The organism is Sorangium sp. So ce1335, from assembly GCF_051521615.1.
Classification (GTDB): Bacteria; Myxococcota_A; Polyangia; order Polyangiales; family Polyangiaceae; genus Sorangium.
The window spans coordinates 7,263,807-7,280,164 of sequence record NZ_CP150363.1; the positions used below are offsets into that span (position 1 = coordinate 7,263,807).

Sequence of the window (16,358 nt, forward strand, 5' to 3'; positions counted from 1 at the left end):
CGGTTGCGGGCCAGAGCCACAGCGCAGGCTGGAGCGGTCTCAGGCCGGGGCGGTTGCGGCCTGGATCAACCGCCCCCTTCCCCTTCATTCCGTCACAAAGAGCCGGCGGGGGAGGGGGTGTCGTGCGGGGGGCCGGCGGGGTAGGGCCCCGCGAATCCGAGCGCCGGCCCGCATCGCAGCGATCCCTCGTAGTCCAAGCCTCTCCGTTCCCACGGCAATAGCCACCACAAGGCGCGAGTTCGCGGGAGGGGCCCCCGCCGGCCCCCCGCACGACACCCCCTCCCCCGCCGGCTCCGTTGCTGTTCGGATCACCCTTTGCCGAAGCGGTCGCCGATGCTGGGGGGGCAGTTGGTGGCCCGGAAGAAGCTCGTCGGGAACGGGTGGTTCCCGCGGGTCGGCCGGATCTCCATGGTCACGGTCACCGGAGGCGCCGTCATCTGCCACGTCACCGTGAAGAGCTCGTCGTTGTCTTTCTGGGCGGTCGTGGTCCCGGCCTCGAAGAGCCGGAAGATCCCCCACGGCCCCTCGCGCACGAGCTCCTCGTCGAGCCCGCCCGCGCCGCGCACCTGGATCCTCGCGCCCTTCGATCCTTCCCCGGGCCAGTTGAAGGTGTGCCAGAACTCTTTCTCGTTGCGATAGAGCCTCTTCTGGCCGTCGACCTCGAAGATCACCTCGCTCACGATGGGGCTGACCGTCTTCATGTTGATGTGGAAGACGACCTTGGGCTCCGCGCCGCCGCTGCTGCCGAAGAGCGCGTCGGTGATCTCGTTCGAGCGCCGCAGGCAATTGTAGAGGTTCGGGTTGAACGGCGTGAACGGCTTCGCCGACTGCGGCTGCCCCGACAGGTGCGACTTCGGGAAGTACTCGTGCCCGACCTGGTAGTGGAAGCCCTTGAGGTACGTCTCGTAGAAGCCCCAGAGCACCCCCTCCTTCGGCTTGAAGAAGGCCATCGCGTCCTCGAGCGAGGCGTCGCGCGACGAGGCGAGGTTGAACGGGTAGCGGTCCTTGATCTTGTCGCGGTAGTGCGGCCAGACCTCGACCTCCCAGATCCCGCTCGCCGCGCCGCCCGCGCGCCGCACGACGGCCTTGTACGCCTGACGCAGGGGGTTCATGAGCAGCGGCTCCATCAGCCGCTGCCCGGTCGGGTCCATCGAGAGCAGCAGCCCCTGGGTCTCCTTCACCGCGTCCTGGAACGCCTCCGTGGCCCTCGAGGTGTCCGCGTCCGGCGGCCCGTCCTCGACGACGCTCATCTCCCCCGCGAGCCGCTCGAGGTGCCCGACGTACTGGTTGAGCTTGGGCGCGGGCGGCGGAGGCTGCCCCTCGACCGCCGGCCCCGGCACCCCGAACTGGGCCATCGACTCGAACTTCTTGGGCACCGGGTCGTAGTGCTCGCGCCGGTTGCTGCCCGGGAGGATCTGGTCGATCCGCGCGCCGGTCCGCTGGTCGACCTTCTGCGCGATCATGTTCTTGGCGCGATCGATCAGGCCGCCGTCCGCGGTCAGCACGTTCGGCTGCTCGTCCTTCGCGAACTGCGTCTCGTCCGAGAGCCGCTGGAGCAGCCGCCGGTACGGCCAGTCGGGCGTGGAGAGGATCCTGAACTCGCGGACCGCGTCGCGGTTCGTCTGCGGGACGTCGACCTGGATGTCGCGGAAGAACGCCTCCCACTGCGCGACGTACGCGTTGTCGTAGTCCTGCCGGACGCGGTCGAGCTCCTTCTGGATCTGATCGCCCTGCCGCTGCTCGACGCTCGTCAGCGGGAGCACCCAGAGCTCGCGCTCGAGCTCCTTCCTCCCCTCCTTGAGCGACTCGATCACCTGCGCGTGCCCCTTGGCCGTGTAGGGCCCCTGCACCTGGAACCACTTCCCGGTCCGGTTCTTCTGCGCGCTGTGGACGACGGTCAGCACCTCGGGCCGGTCCGCGAACATCTCGTCGAGAGACACCGGCGGGTACTTCAGGTTCTCCGGCGTGTTCGGCCCCGACTCGTCGTACTTCTCGTCGATCAGCTTCGTGACGAACTGGTCGTAGTAGCGCTTCGTCGGATCCACCCGCAGGAGGTCGGCGCGCGCCCTGTCGATGAGGGGCCCGTTCAGATCCTCGGCCTCGAGCTTCCTGCGCCGCACGAGGTCGATGTAATAGGCGACGTGCGGCGTGAGCCGCTCCTTGAGGTCGCTCTCGGGCAGGTCGGTCCACTGCTTCAGGAAGTCGGCCCAGACCTGGACGAGCCGCCCGGTCTCCCGCCGCGCCGCCTGGTCATCCATGTAGTCCTGGTACTCTTTGCCGAGCAGCAGGTACGTGCGCAGGGCGTTGTAGCCCTCGAGGAACTCGCCGTCGCGCACCCGCTCGAGCTTCGCCTCGAGCTGCGCCTTCGCCGGACCGACGAACCCCTGCTTCAGGCTCTTGATGTACTGCGCCATCGTCGGCGGGAAGAGCTTGTCCCCCTGGAACATGAACCAGCTGTGGTCGAGCGGCGTGTTCTCGACGTAGCCGTCGAGCTTCCCCACGTGCGCCTGCAGCTTGTCGAGCTTGTCGATGTTCGCGGGCACGTTCGGCGGACCGCCGCTGCGCCCGGACCAGTCCACGAACGCGATCTCGTCGGAGATGCGCCGGGTCTCGGCGACGAGCTCCCTGTTGTTGAAGTACGAGATCAAGGCCGGCAAGAGGAACAGGAGCGCCACGATCGCCGCCGCCGCCGCGACGAGGATCCGCTGGAGCCGGCGCCGTCGGAGCTCCGCCTCGGTGCGCGCCGCGAGGTCCTGATCGGGGAAGACGACGTTCGTGAACACGTCGTGCAGGAAGAAGCTCTTCGACTCCTTCGGGATCGCGGCGTCCTCCTCGCCCTCGCCGAGCGCCGCGCGCAGCCCGAACGCCCGCCCCATCGCCCCGACGACGCGGTCGAGCGGCCGCCCCTCCTGCACGCCGCTCGTGAAGTAGAACCCGCGCAGGATCGGCGCGGGCGCCGCGCCGGCCCCGGGCGCGAACGCCGCGGCGATGAAGTCCGACAGGTTGCGCTTCACCGCCGCGAACTCGAGCGGGAACTGGTAGCTCTTCTCCTTCACCTCGCGGCTGCGCTCGCCGATGAGCCGCTTCGTCAGCCGCGCGTGGAGCTTCTCGACGAGGACGTCGAACTCGCGGTCGAAGATCTTGCCGGGCTCGTCCTTGTTCTCGTCGAGCCGGATCGTCGCGCCCCAGGGCTGGGCGCGCTCGCTCTTCTTCAGGTCGCCGAAGTACTCGGTGAAGCCCGCCACGAGATCGCTCTTCGTGAAGAGCACGTAGACCGGCAGCACCATGTGCAGCGTCTGCTGCATCTCGTCGATGCGCGCGCGGATCTTCTTGGCCGTCTGGTCGATCTGGTCGTCGCTCGCGTCGAGCAGCTCGCTCAGGCTCACCGCGACGATGATGCCGTTCAGCGGCTTGTGCTCGCGGTAGCGGACGAGGAGCTCGAGGAACGCCATCCACTCGTCGTGGTCGTCGCTCTCGGTCGTGTACCGGCCGGCGGTGTCGAGGAGGATCGCCTCGTTCGTGAACCACCACTCGCAGTTCCTCGTGCCGCCGACGCCGCGCACCCCGGTGCGCTCGGGGTCGATGTACGGGAACACGAGCCCCGAGTGCCGGAGCGCGGTCGTCTTGCCGGCGCCGGGCGGGCCGACCATCACGTACCAGGGCAGGACATAGAGCGCGTCCGCGCCGCGCTTACCCCCGCCGAGCTTCGAGGCCTTCAGCGCGGCGATGCCCTCCTGCATCTGCCGGTTGAGCTCCTGGATCTCCGCGCGCCGCTCCGGCTTCGCGTTGATCACCTGCTCCTGCGCCTGCTGCGCGATCGCCTTCTCGAGCGCCCGCGCGGCGCGCGCCGCGCGGATGCGCCGGTACACGGCGAGCCCGACGAGCAGCGCCACGACGGCCGCCGTCGCCGCGAGCGGGATCTCGATCGGGAACGCCTCGGCCCCCTCCCCTGCCCCGGGTCGCAGCATGAACCACAGTCCCCACACGGCGGCGAGGAACAGGGCGCTCAGGATCCACAGCCACATCGGAAGTCTCCCTCGGGAACAGCAGAGGACGGGCGGACTCGCCTAGGTCCCTGTGCTGATGAGCTTTCTGATCTGGTCGGCGACGTCCTCCGCGTCCGAGGCCACGACGAGCCGGAGCACGATGACCACGAGGACGGCGAGCACGAGCAGGCCGAGCGCGATCGCGAGGTAGGGCAGCTCGCGGCGCACCGCGCCTGCGCCGCCGTCCTTGCGCTCCGCGTTGGGCGCGAGGACCTCCCCGCCGCCCTCGCTGACCGCGACGTAGTTGCCAACCCCCTCGATGACGGCGCCGAGGCCCTCCTGCTGGCGCAGACGATATTTCCCCTGGAAGCCGAGGGCCAAGCACAGGAAGTAGATTTGCGCGACGTGGTTCCTGCCGCGCTGGCCGTAGAGGTTGTCGAGGTTCGTGAAGAACCCGTCACCGGCCGTGTTGAGCTGGAAGAACTGAAACTGGAGCGGGTTCTGGAGCCACTGCGTCCTGCCCGGCCAGTTCGAGTTGAAGATCACCTCGTCGGCGAAGGCCGCGAGCGCGAACTTCGCGTCGATCATGTCCTGCTCGGGGATGCGCGCCTCCCGCCCGTTCTGCATCATCGTCTCGAACAGGCCGAGGACGCGCCGCTGGAGGATGTCCGGCGCCGGCAGATCGCGAGAGTTCCTGAGCTGCAGGATCAGCGACAGGACGTCGGAGCAAACAAAGTACATCGTCTGCGAGAGGCTCATGGGCTCCTCACCCGGGAGAGACGGCCGGGCACGATCACTTCCCTGCCGGGACCGCGATCAGCCGGAGGTCGACCTTCTGCGGTTCGATGGGCTGGTAGATGGCGATCGTGCCAGAGCCGAGCATGTCGTTCCAGTAATCGCCGGCCTGGTCGACGCGCAGGTAGACGAGCCCCGGCTTCACCGGGATGGCGCCCGGCGGCCGGTACTCGATCGCGACGCGCACGCCGGGGGTCGCGGAGTGCAGGATGTGCCCGATCTGGCTCCACGATCCGATCTTGAGCAGGCGCGGGAGCCGCTCGCGCAGCGTGGCCTCGTCCGTCCCCTTCGCCTCCAGGAACAGCTCGTGGCTCCGCGGCAGCTTCGGGTCGTCGAACTTGCCGAGGTACATCCCGTCCTCGCGCTTCTCCAGCGGCACGATGACGAACTGATCGGTGACGACCCCGCTGATGAGCGTGACGGCCCGATCGAACATCGGATCGAAGACGCCCTCGAGCTCGAGGTAGTTGAACTTGGGGAGCGTCGTCGGGTCGCTGTCCGCCGCCGAGAACGTGCAGAGCTCGCCGATGAGCGAGCCCAGGACGACGTAGCACTGCTCCGGGTGCGCGCCCCCGTGGTCGACGAGGTGCGACACGATCGGAATGTACGAGTTCAAGGTGTGGAGCAGCCAGAACTTCGTGATGTCCGACGCCTGGAAGTCGACCGAGGCGGCGGTGCGCATGCGCCGCCCGTCGACGAGCGACTTCTGCTTGCCGACGAGCGCCGAGAGCACCCGCCGGAGGCCGGACATGATGTGGTCCGACGAGTTGATGCGGAGGACCGACGGGATGAAGCTCTTCTGGAGGACGATCGCGCCCGCGCGGTCGCGGGCGAGCTGCGCGATGCGCACCGTCTGGTAGGCGTCGCGCGGCTCGGTGCCGAAGATGAGCCGCAGGTTGGCGCGGGCCCAGGTGACAGACGTGTCGTTGCGCCCGGAGTTCACGTCCGGGACCGTCGTCTGCGACGCCACGAACCGCTGCGCCGGCCCAGCCTTCGCCGGGTCCAGGCTGATGTTCGCGGCGGTCTCGCGCAGGTTCGGGATCCCGAGGAAGACGTCGAGCGTCTTCAGCGCGGCCGGGAAGACTCCCTCGAGCGGCCGCGCCTCGACCTGGTCCTCCCCGCGATCGCCGATGAAGAACGGCGTCCCGTCGGGGAAGACGCCGTGACACTTCACCACCTTGAACTGTCCGGCCGAGAGCGCGCGCTCATCGAACTGCGCCGCGGTGATGCCCCAGTCGTAGCCCACGACGGCGTGGAGGCGCGCGTGGAGCAGCGTCTCGTGGTACAGGTCCGACTGCTGAAGATGCTGAGGGGTCATGAAGAGCCCCTCGGTCCAGACAGGCTTGCGCGGGTGGATCATGTCGCCCGTCCAGTCTTATCAGATGTGCGTTGCGCCGCGGCGCGAAAGCTGGCCGCGCGCTGGGCGCCCCGACGCCGCGGCGCGCGCGTCGCGCCGCTCGTCGTTCGAGGACCGCCGCAGCGACCGCACCGAGGACGACCGGGGCGCTCCATCGCCTACCTCCCCCGCGAGGCGGGCGCCTCCGGCGCGGCCACCTTCTTCGGCAGGCTGAGCCGGCGCACGGCGCTCGCGTTGGGGAACATCGACTCGTCGAACTCGACCCCGTTGTCGATCTTCGTCGAGTCGATGAAGAACGCGACCCGCGGGTCGGCGACGGGCGGCCCCGCGTCGGACTCGCGCCCGCCGCACTGCGCTTCTCCGGGCGGGAGCGGGAACTCGTAGAACGTCTTCCAGCTGTTGCCCTTCGGGCTGTGGAACAAGGCGGCGCCGACGAGGTGGCTCGCGTCCGGCAAGCGCTCGAACTTCACCTCGACGAGGTCGTTCGGGAAGACCTCGACCTCGTCGACCTTCGCGAGGTCGTCCTCGAGCGTCTCCTTGTCCCGGAGCAGGATCTGGTCGTACGTCGCGTTCTCCATGCGCGCGGTGCTCTTGAGCTGGTAGAGCCGCACGACGACGGGCCGCGGGTTCCCGTTCTCGTTGGGGTTGATGTTGTCGGACGCGTAGATCGAGAGCGTCACGATCTGCACGTCGCACGGCTCGGGCGCCGCGGGCGGCGGCGCGGCGGACGTGCAGCCCGCGATCGCCGCGGGCAGGGCGGCGCCGAGGAGTGCGGCGAGGGTCGCGGCGGCGAGGGCGGCGGCGACCCTCGCCGGCTTTGCCCCGCCGAGGCGCGACGCCGGCCCACGCCGGGCCGCCGCGCCCTCCTCCTTCGGTTCCGGTTCCGGTTCCGGGGAGGGCGAGCGCGGCTCCCCGATCCACATCGAACGCTGTCGGAGCTTGGCGAACGCGACCATGCTCCACCCAATTTAGGCGGAGTCCCGCGGCTCGTACAACTTTCGGTGCGCGGGGCGGGGTCGATCAGTCCGAGAACGCGATCGTGAAGTTCTTCTCGGCGTCGACGCCGATCTGGAGCCGCTTCGGGAGCGGCCCCTCCGACATCTTCTCGAGGACGGCGACCGAGAGCTGCGGCAGGAGCGACGCCCGGAGGATGTGATCGATGTTGCGGGCCCCGGTGTCGACCTCGGTGCAGCGCGCCGCGATCGTGTCGACGAGCGCGTCCGAGTACGAGGCCTCGATCCGCTGGCTCTTGCGCAGGCGATCGACGAGCGCGTCGAGCTTGAGCCGCGTGATCTCGCCGAGCGCGTCCGGCGAGATCGGCAGGTACGGCACCGTGGTCATGCGGGCGAGCAGCGCCGGCTTGAAGTGCGCGGAGAGCGTCGGCTTGATCGCCTCGACGACCTCCTTGATGAACTCGGGATCGGCGTCGAGCCGCCGCGCCGGGTCCTCTTCCCGCGCGGCGATCGTCATGTTCGTGATCTTGTCGGTCGCGAGGTTGCTCGTGAGGATGATGACCGTGTTCTTGAAGTCGACGAGCCGCCCCTCGCCGTCGCTCAGCATGCCCTTGTCGAACACCTGGTAGAACAGGTTCATCACGTCGGGATCGGCCTTCTCGACCTCGTCGAGGAGCACGACCGTGTAGGGCCGCTGGCGCACGGCCTCGGTGAGCATGCCGCCCTCGCCGTAGCCGACGTAGCCGGGCGGCGAGCCGATGAGCCGGGAGACCGTGTGCTTCTCCTGGAACTCGGACATGTTGATGACCGTCATCATCCGCTCGCCGCCGAACATGAGGTCGGCGATCCCGAGCGCGGTCTCCGTCTTGCCGACGCCGCTCGGCCCGACGAGCAGGAACACGCCCTGCGGCGTGCTCAGCGGCTTCAGGCCCGCGCGCGCGCTCCGGAGCTCCTTGGAGATCGTGACGATGCCGTTCGTCTGGCCCTTGATCCGCCGGGTCAGCCGGTCCTCCATCTCGAGGAGCGCCTTCACGTCGTCCTGGACCATCTTGCCGACGGGGATGCCCGTCCACGCCGCGACGACGCTCGCGACCATGGCCTCGTCGACGTCCGGCCGGACCAGCGGCACCTCGCCCTGGCTCTGCTTGAGCTCGTCGAGCGCCTTGACCACCTCGCGGCGCGCGGCGTCGCGCTCCTCGTTCGTCTTGGCCTCGTCCATCTTCTTGCGGGCGTCGATGACCCGCTGCGTGCCCGCGGTCTCCTTCGCGTACGCGGCGCGCACCGTCTCGAGCTCGGCCTTCGCCTTCGCGAGCCTGTCCTTCAGCGCGCCGACCCGCTCCTCGTCGATGTGCACGCCCCTGTCGCGATCCCGCTCGAGCGCCTTGAGCTCGGTCTCGGTGTTCACGATGAGGATCTCGGCGTCCTCGACCGCGGCGGGGCGCTGCTGCAGCGCGACCTTCACGCGGGCCGCGCAGGTGTCGAGCAGGTCGACCGCCTTGTCCGGGAGCTGCCTGCCGGTCAGGTAGCGCGCCGACAGCCGCACGGCCGCGGTCACGGCCTCGTCCTGGATGATGACGTTGTGGGCCTGCTCGAACTTCGGCCGGAGCCCGCGGAGCATGACGACGGCCGCCGGCTCGCTCGGCTCGTCGACCTTGACGGGCTGGAAGCGCCGCTCGAGCGCCGCGTCCTTCTCGATGTACTTCTTGTACTCGCTCCACGTCGTCGCCGCGATCGTCCGGAGCTCGCCGCGGGCGAGCGCCGGCTTGAGCAGGTTGGCCGCGTCGCCCCCGCCCTGCTGGCCGCCCGCGCCGATCAGCGTGTGCGCCTCGTCGATGAAGAGGATGATCGGCTTCGGCGACCCCTTCACCTCGGCGATCACCTGCTTCATCCGGTTCTCGAACTCGCCCTTCACGCCGGCGCCCGCCTGGAGGAGCCCCATGTCGAGCCCGAGGATGTCGACCCCCTGGAGGAGCGGCGGCACCTTCGGGTTCTCCGGCGTGCTCTCGACGATGAGCAGCGCGAGCCCCTCGACGAGCGCCGTCTTCCCGACGCCCGCGTCGCCGACGATGATCGGGTTGTTCTTGCGCCGGCGCGCGAGGATGTCGATGACCTGCCGGATTTCCCGCTCGCGCCCGAAGATCGGATCGATCTGCCCCGCGCGCGCCTTGCCCGTGTAGTCCACGCAGAACTTCGCGAGCGCCGAATCGGGCCCGGCGCTCGCCATCCCCGCCGGTAGTTTCCCTGCCCCGGGCGCGCCCGCGCCCGCGGACGCCGCGACGGCCTCGGCCTCCTCCTTCGAGCCGGAGACGATCTTGGGCAGGTTGTTCTTGAGGTCCTCCTTCGAGATGCCCTCGAGGTAAGCGCCGATGCCGCTCACCGAGTAGCGGGTCGGCAGCTGGACGAGGCGCTGGAAGAGCACGCCGCTCCGCACCCGCTGGTATCCGTACTCCATGGATCCGACGAGATAGGCGTCCTGCATCCACTCGAGCATCGTCGGCGAGAGCACGGGCCTCCCGGCGTTGCCCTTCCTCAGCTCTTCCAGGCTGCGCTGGAGCGCCGCGCGGAGGTGCGACGGGTCGAGATCATAGTGGGATACGAGAAACGCGATGTCGGAGTTCGCGTCGTCGAGCAGCGCGAGGAGCAGGTGCTCGAGGGTCACCTCGTAGTGGCGCGCGTTGACACACTGGCCAATCGCCGCCTCGAGGGCTGAAGTGCAGTTCTTGGTTAGTCGCTTGACGATGGCCTTGGTGTCGACGAGCTGCATGCGCGGCATGCTAACCGAGGCGCGCCCTCGTCCGAAAGCGCCGTCGTCAGCCGCGCCCTTTGCGCTTCTTCTCCGCGGCTTCCGGGGCGCGTCCATCCGTCCCGCCGGCCTCGCCGCGCCCCCGCGCGGGCGGCCTGGCCTCGCCGCGGGTCGCCTCGCCGCCCGGCGCCGCGCCGCCTCCGCTCTTGCCGTCCTTCGCCTGCGCGGCGTGCGCCTCGCCGGAGGCCACGCGGTCCACCATGTCGGGCCGTATCCGCAGCTTCAGCAGGGCGCCGACGCGGAGCTTCTGGTCCGGGTCAAGGCCGTTATCGCGCGCGACGTCCTCGACGTCGATGACGAACTGCCGCGCCACGCCGATCAGCGTATCGCCGGGCCCGACGCGGTAGAGCATCACCTCGCGCTCCGGCCGCCTGCGCTCCGGCCGCGGCGTGCCGCGGACCGCGTCGTCCGGGTCGCCTGCGCCGTCGTCGAGCGGCGCCGCGGCCACCGGATCGCGCATCGAGCGCCGCTTGCGGCTCGGGGAGCGCTCGTCGTCGTCCGCCGTGTCCGCCGTCCGCTTCCGCGGCTTCGGGAGCAGCGAGAGCAGGCTCTCGTCGTCGCGGTACCCCTTGCGCGGCATGAAGTCGCGCCCGCCGAGCAGGTCGACGGGATCGAGGATCGACGCGTCGTCGGTGGCGAGCAGCTCCGTGGAGAGCATGGCGGGCAGCGCCGCCTGCGCCCGGGCCAGCGTGTCCGAGGGGACCATCACGAGGTAGTCCCCCCGGCCGGGCGGCACGCGATCGCCCAGGATATCGGGGTTCAGCTTCCGCAGCGTCGACGTCGCGACGCCCGCCGCCTTCGCGATGGTCTTGAGCGGCGTCCCCGGGGGCGCCGCGATCTCGGCGGCGTCGACCGGCCGGCTGACCTCGACGCTGTCGAACCCGAACCGCTCCAGGTTGTTCGCGACGATCGCCACCGCCCCGATCTTCGGCACGTAGGCCGCCGTCTCCGACGGGAGCGCCTCCTGGCGCGCCAGCTCGTTGAAGTCGGACGTGCCGTACCGATCGATGCGGTCGAGCAGCTGCTCGTAGCCCATGTTGTACGCCGCGAGCGCGAGATCCCAGCTCTCGAAGCGCATGTACAGATCGCGCAGGTGGTGGGCGGCCGCCTGCGTCGCGAGGCGCGGGTTCTTCCGCTGGTCGAGGTGCCGCGACTGCTGGAGCCCGTACACCGCCCCGGTGGCGGGCATGAACTGCCACAGCCCGACGGCGCCGGCCGGCGACTTCGCGGTCGGATCGAAGCCGCTCTCGATCATGGCGACCCAGATGAGATCTTCCGGCAGCCGCCGGTCCCTGAGCTCGGCCTGGATCATCTCCTGGTAGCGCCCGCTGCGCTTCAGCCACGTCTCGAACATCTGCCGCCCGCGATCGGTGCGCGTGAAGAAGCGGACGTACTTGAGGGTGCGGCGCGACACGGCGAGCCGGAGGTCGGGCAGCTGCAGCTTCGACAGCGCCTCGGCGCCGGCCGCGTCGAGGTCGTCCACGTCGTCGGCGTAGGTGCCCTCGGCGGAGAACGCGCGCGGCGGGCGCGAGTAGCTCGGCCGATCGAGATCGCAGGCGGCGCCCTCCCGCGCGTCGCGCCCCGCGGCGTCGCGCAGCCGCGACAGCTCCCGCGACTCGCTCCCCGGCGTCGCCGCGGCCGCGCCGAAGCCGCGCGCCGGCGGCGCGTATGTCAGCGCCCCATACGTCGGCGACGCGGCGGCGAGCGCCGCGGCGGTGACGGGCGCCGTGGTCCGCGCTCCGCCCACCTGGTAGGTCGACACCGCCGACTGGACCGACGAGATCGCCGACTGCGGCGCCGCCATCCCGACCCCGTAGCCGAACGCCAGGGCCGAGACCATCGGAGGGATCTTATCGACGAGGCTCATGTGTGGTTTAAGGTCGCACCATGTAGGCAAGCGGGTCAACAAACCGACCGGCCGGCGCGCGCGAGCGCCGTGGGCCGCGGGTCGATGGCCGAGGCGGGCCGGCCCGGCGCGGAGCCACGTCAGGCACTCCCGTGCGGCGGAGCGGGTCTGCTAGTCTGCACCCCATGCCGGCGGCGCTCTCGGCCCGCGTGTCCGACACCCAGGCCAACCAAAGCTTCGACGCTTCGTTCGAGCGCTTCCCTGTCCGGATCGGCAGGAACCAGCTGAACGACCTTCACATCGACCGGCCGTACATCTCCCAGTTCCATGCGGCGGTGGACGTCCGCGATCGCCGGATCCTCGTGCGCGACCTCGGCTCCACGAACGGGACGATGTTCGCGGGGCACCGGCTGGCGCGCGACACGTCGGTGGACGTGACCAGCCAGCCGGAGATCACGATCGGCCCGATCCAGATCCGGCTCGCGATCATCGACGCGCCGCTGAAGGCCGAGAGCCCGAACGACGGAACCCTGCTCGGGACGAGCGGCGAGCACCTCTCGGCGCTGCTCACGCCGCAGAAGCGCGCCGCGCCGGGCGGCGAGGACCCGTACCTGCGCCAGGTGGTCCCGTACCTCGAGGCGTACCGGACCGCGTGGGCCGCGGTGTACCGGATGATCTGGGATCACCTCGCGCGGCTCCCGCCCGACGCGCGCCAGAGCTACCTCCGCCGCCTGGGCGAGGAGCACCCGAGCGTCCTCGCGGAGCGGGATTTCCAGAAGATCTCGCAGTACTACGGCGTGGACTACCGCACGCTCGGCGAGCTGGCCCCAGCGAACGCCGCGTTCGCGGCGCTCTCGGAGCTCGCGAGCGCGCTCGCGCCGGGCGCGAAGCCCCCGGACGACGTCGCGAGCATCGTCAACTTCGCGCGGCGGCTCCGCGACACGATGGAGGTCTTCCTGAAGTGCTTCGTGAGCTTGCGCGACGGCTACCAGACGTTCGAGGCCGAGGTGCTCGCCCGCGATCGTTCGGGAGAGACCGACAAGGTCGCGACCGTGAAGGACGCGAAGGCGCTCGGCACGGTGCTGCTCACGCCGGAGGGGGGCGCGGACGCCGCGCGTCAGCTGCAGGAGATCTTCGCCGACGTGATGAGCCACCAGATGGCGCTCTTGAGCGGCGTGATGGGGGGTGTCCGGTCGCTGCTCGTGAAGCTCTCGCCGAAGACGCTCGAGGAGAAGCTCGAGCGCGAGGGCAAGAAGGGCGGGCTGTTCTCGAACAAGTACGAGGAGCTCTGGCGGCTGTACGAGCGTCGCCACGGCGACTACTCGGGCGAGGACAAGGAGACGTTTCGGGAAATATTTGGCGAGCAGTTCTACCGGGCGTACGCTGCGACCGCCGCAGAGGACTACGTGTCATCCGGCGAGCCGGGAGGCCGGAGCATCGTCCGCTTCCCCGTCTCTGGGAATCCGAACAAACGGTAGCGCCCCTCGACGGCGGGGCTTCACGCGGCGAGCCGCGCCTTGGGCTCGCCGATCTTCGCCGGAGGCGCAGCCGAACGCGAGGCGCCGTTCATGCGAATCAGGGAGAAAGTCGTAGCAGCAGCAGGTTGTGTGGCCGTCGCCGCGTGCCTCCTCGCCCCCCGCGAGGCGGCTGCGCAGGTAAAGCGCGACAAGGACTGGGCCACGGTATCGGACGTGAGCCTCGTCCTGGGAACCTCGGTCGTCTTCCTGATGCCGCGCGTCTACTACAGCGACCCTGAGGCCACGGTCGGCTGGAAGGGGCGCTGGCATTTCTCGGTCCTGGCGCCGGCCATGACGATGACCGCGCTGACGCTGCTCGTGGACTTGCCGATCAAGGACGCGATCCAGTCGACGCGCCGGGGTTGCAGCACCGACGAGACGAAGACGGCCCTGTCCAGCTCGGAATGCAGATCCTTCGGTGGCCCTTCCACGCACGCCTTCGCCTCGTGGGGTGCGACCGGTGCGGGTACGGGCATCTTCCTGGTCGACACCTTCCGTTACTCGTCGGGCCGCTTCAACGCAGGCGGCTTCATCGGCAATGTGGCCTTCCCTCTCACGGCCTCGGTCGTCACCTCGATCGCCCGTGGCATGGCCACCGATGGCGCGCCGAGTGAGCGCACGCGCCCGCACGAGCACGCCGGTCAGATCGCGATCGGCGGCGTCACGGGCTTCCTGAGCGGCCTCGCCATCGGCACGGCCTACGCGATGTTCCAGCCCCCGAACTGCGGTTACGGCAACGCGCTCTTCTGCTGGTAGGCGTCCCCTCGCCGGCGCGGTCGCGACCTCGCCGGCGCCCCACGCCCCTCTCTCACGGCCCTTCTCCCAACCCCAGCACGGCGTCACGCCGCCGGGACGGCGCCCCCTTCATTTCCCCCGGTGGTGCGGCCAGGGGGCCGGAGGGGGAGCGCGGGGGGGCGGGCGGGGACGGGCCGGTGTCCGAGCAGATCCACGCGCGCCTCGTCCGCGCTCTGCGCGGGCGAGGCGCGCGTCCTGCGAGTTCGGCGGGCCCCCGCCCGCCCCCCCGCGCTCCCCCTCCGGCCCCCTGGCCGCCGCTGCCGTTCTAGTCCTGTCCGACGACGCGCTCCCAGAGCGGGTCGTTCGACGAGAAGAGCGTATCCCGCTCCACCCGGAGGAAGCGCTGGAACTCGACGCGGCGGAGCTCGCGGTCGCTGTCGCGGTTGCCGTCCTCGTACTTCACGATCTTCACCCGCACCTGCTCGAGGAGCTGGATCCCGTTCGGTTTGTACGAGACGTCGGTGCGCAGCACGTAGCGGGCGTACAGCCCGCGCTCGGTCACCGAGGGGACCACCGCGGTGCGCTCCAGGTCGACGGACGCGGCCTCGATCAACCGCCCTCTCCGCGCGAGGTAGAAGTGCGCTCGTTGCCTGCAGTCGTCGGGATCCGGGCAGTCCTTCGTCTCGGCCACGACGAGGTTGTCGTTGCCGAGGCGCACCGGCGACAGCTTGGTCCCCTTCCCCGGCGCGCGGAAGCTGCCCACGCCGTAGACGTCCGCGCGATCGCCGGCCGCGCGCACGAGCGCGACGAGCCCGCCCTCGTCGCCGTTCTCGAACTTGAGGACGCGCACCCAGATCGCGCGCAGCCCCTCCGGCCCCGAGCGGATCTCGACCTCGTCGGGGTCGATCTTGCGCGGCCAGCCGGACTTGGAGACGCCGCCGCGCAGCGTCTCGTTGGCGAACACGTAGTGGCCGGTGCAGTCGACGTCGGTCGGCCCGATCCCGCGCTCCTCGCTGTAGCTGGGGACGACGATCCCCAGCCACTGGTCGGCGTCGAGGGTGCGGACGGCCGCCTTGTCCCCCGCCGCGCGCCGCGCCGGCGGGAGCTGGGCGGTGCACACCGGGATCGGATTCTGCTTGCGTGTCTGCAGCTCGCCGTGCGGCTGCTCGGGGTACGATCCGCAGCCCGTGAGGGCGGCGGCGAGCCCGAGGCCGACGACGGAGCCGAAACGAACGATGCTCACGCGCCCTTCGTATCATGCCAGGCATCGCCGAGGCGAGTTCGCGACCGAACACCTGGCCGGCCAGCGTGTGGCCCGCCTGCCCCGCTGGCCCGCCGCGCGCTGGCCGGCCACCCCTGGCCGGCCAGGCCCGCTGGCCGGCCAGACTACCCTGTTCTCCATGTCGGCTGTCGCGCCCACCCCAGGATCGCTCCGTCACACCGCACGACGTCACGTCGCCCACAGCGTCCGCCGCTTCGCAACGCGCTGGACACGCCCTTGCCTCCCTATCGAAGCCGTGTCCCTGCGACGGAATATTTCGGCCATCGGGAACGGCAGGGGACGATCCGCGACAGTCTGCCGCGGTCTGGAGCACGCGCTGTTCTGGGACACAAAAGTCTTGACGCTCCCATATAGGGAGTTACCTTCTGGACTCCCTGCGATGAGCAGGGATAGAGATACGATGAGAGTCGTATCTCTGGATATTCAAACTCCTACTCCCGACGGGACGGACCGTCTGCCAGCGCGCAATGGGGCGTAGACTGAGCCCAGGCGGCGAGACCTAGAAGGAAGAGGCATCTGATCATGGCGTTGCAAGCTCATCTTACGCTGAAGGGTGTCACGCAGGGGGCGATCGACGGCTCGGTCACCCAGAAGGGTCGCGAGAAGTCGATCGCTATCATCGCGGTGCAGCATCAGATCGTGAGCCCGCGTGATCCGGCGACCGGCATGCCCAGCGGGAAGCGCCAGCACAAGCCCTTCGTGATCACCAAGGAGCTCGACAAGGCGACCCCCCTCCTCTACAACGCCCTGGTCAACAACGAGAGCATCTCGGAGTGGACGCTCAAGTTCTACACGCCGGGCACCCAGGCGGCGAAGAACATCGGCAAGGAGCAGAACCACTACACCGTCAAGCTCACGAACGCGACCGTCGCGAGCATCGACTTCTACATGGAGAACACCCGCCGGCCGGACGGCAGGGAGATCCCCGAGTACGAGAAGATCGCCTTCACGTACCAGAAGATCGAGTGGTCGTACGACGACGGCGACGGCGCTCGCCAGGCGGACGACGACTGGGAGGCGCCGCAGCAGTAGCGCCTAGCGGCTGAGGTCTCATCGCACCGGGCGGCCTTCGGGTCGCCCGGTT

10 protein-coding genes are annotated in these 16,358 nt (G+C 69.8%); 3 read left to right on the top strand and 7 right to left on the bottom strand.

Annotation, left to right across the window (positions count from 1 at the left end):
* Positions 1 to 308 precede the first annotated feature (308 nt).
* From tssM to WMF24_RS26840, 6 genes are all read right to left on the bottom strand, one after another.
* On the bottom strand, positions 309 to 4,025 hold the full coding sequence (tssM, locus tag WMF24_RS26815) for a type VI secretion system membrane subunit TssM (RefSeq protein WP_437730234.1): 3,717 nt from the start codon (positions 4,023 to 4,025) through the stop codon (positions 309 to 311).
* Positions 4,026 to 4,067: 42 nt separating this feature from the next.
* Entirely contained in the window at positions 4,068 to 4,745 is a 678-nt protein-coding gene (locus WMF24_RS26820; protein WP_436608617.1) for a DotU family type IV/VI secretion system protein, read from the bottom strand.
* A 34-nt stretch (positions 4,746 to 4,779) separates the two neighbouring features.
* A complete protein-coding gene (gene tssK / locus WMF24_RS26825; protein WP_437730235.1) occupies positions 4,780 to 6,141 on the bottom strand; it encodes a type VI secretion system baseplate subunit TssK in 1,362 nt (453 codons plus the stop codon).
* 155 nt (positions 6,142 to 6,296) lie between these two features.
* Positions 6,297 to 7,094, bottom strand: a complete 798-nt coding sequence (gene tssJ, locus WMF24_RS26830; RefSeq protein ID WP_437730236.1) for a type VI secretion system lipoprotein TssJ — start codon at positions 7,092 to 7,094, stop codon at positions 6,297 to 6,299.
* Positions 7,095 to 7,158: 64 nt separating this feature from the next.
* Positions 7,159 to 9,864 (bottom strand): type VI secretion system ATPase TssH, encoded by a 2,706-nt coding sequence (tssH, locus tag WMF24_RS26835; RefSeq protein WP_437730237.1) that lies wholly within the window; start codon positions 9,862 to 9,864, stop codon positions 7,159 to 7,161.
* A gap of 37 nt (positions 9,865 to 9,901) precedes the next feature.
* Positions 9,902 to 11,761: a transglycosylase SLT domain-containing protein gene (locus WMF24_RS26840; RefSeq protein ID WP_437730238.1), complete on the bottom strand. Its 1,860-nt coding sequence runs from the start codon at positions 11,759 to 11,761 to the stop codon at positions 9,902 to 9,904.
* A gap of 164 nt (positions 11,762 to 11,925) precedes the next feature.
* Here WMF24_RS26840 and WMF24_RS26845 point away from each other — a divergent pair, with 164 nt between their 5' ends.
* The gene (locus tag WMF24_RS26845; RefSeq protein WP_437730239.1) at positions 11,926 to 13,218 is read left to right on the top strand and encodes a type VI secretion system-associated FHA domain protein; all 1,293 of its coding nucleotides are present in this window, start codon (positions 11,926 to 11,928) and stop codon (positions 13,216 to 13,218) included.
* A 39-nt stretch (positions 13,219 to 13,257) separates the two neighbouring features.
* The gene (locus tag WMF24_RS26850) at positions 13,258 to 14,013 is read left to right on the top strand and encodes a hypothetical protein (RefSeq protein WP_437730240.1); all 756 of its coding nucleotides are present in this window, start codon (positions 13,258 to 13,260) and stop codon (positions 14,011 to 14,013) included.
* 304 nt (positions 14,014 to 14,317) lie between these two features.
* On the opposite strand, the gene WMF24_RS26855 is transcribed toward WMF24_RS26850, so the two are convergent.
* Positions 14,318 to 15,235 (bottom strand): hypothetical protein, encoded by a 918-nt coding sequence (locus WMF24_RS26855; protein ID WP_437730241.1) that lies wholly within the window; start codon positions 15,233 to 15,235, stop codon positions 14,318 to 14,320.
* Between the two features lie 561 nt (positions 15,236 to 15,796).
* Between WMF24_RS26855 and WMF24_RS26860 the strand changes: the two genes are divergently transcribed.
* The gene (locus WMF24_RS26860; protein WP_437730242.1) at positions 15,797 to 16,306 is read left to right on the top strand and encodes an Hcp family type VI secretion system effector; all 510 of its coding nucleotides are present in this window, start codon (positions 15,797 to 15,799) and stop codon (positions 16,304 to 16,306) included.
* Positions 16,307 to 16,358: the final 52 nt, after the last annotated feature.

Coding starts and splice junctions, on each gene's coding strand:
- tssM (WP_437730234.1), bottom strand. CDS start 4,025: ATGTGGCTGTGGATCCTGAGCGCCCTGTTCCTCGCCGCCGTGTGGGGA.
- WMF24_RS26820 (WP_436608617.1), bottom strand. CDS start 4,745: ATGAGCCTCTCGCAGACGATGTACTTTGTTTGCTCCGACGTCCTGTCG.
- tssK (WP_437730235.1), bottom strand. CDS start 6,141: ATGATCCACCCGCGCAAGCCTGTCTGGACCGAGGGGCTCTTCATGACC.
- tssJ (WP_437730236.1), bottom strand. CDS start 7,094: ATGGTCGCGTTCGCCAAGCTCCGACAGCGTTCGATGTGGATCGGGGAG.
- tssH (WP_437730237.1), bottom strand. CDS start 9,864: ATGCCGCGCATGCAGCTCGTCGACACCAAGGCCATCGTCAAGCGACTA.
- WMF24_RS26840 (WP_437730238.1), bottom strand. CDS start 11,761: ATGAGCCTCGTCGATAAGATCCCTCCGATGGTCTCGGCCCTGGCGTTC.
- WMF24_RS26845 (WP_437730239.1), top strand. CDS start 11,926: ATGCCGGCGGCGCTCTCGGCCCGCGTGTCCGACACCCAGGCCAACCAA.
- WMF24_RS26860 (WP_437730242.1), top strand. CDS start 15,797: ATGGCGTTGCAAGCTCATCTTACGCTGAAGGGTGTCACGCAGGGGGCG.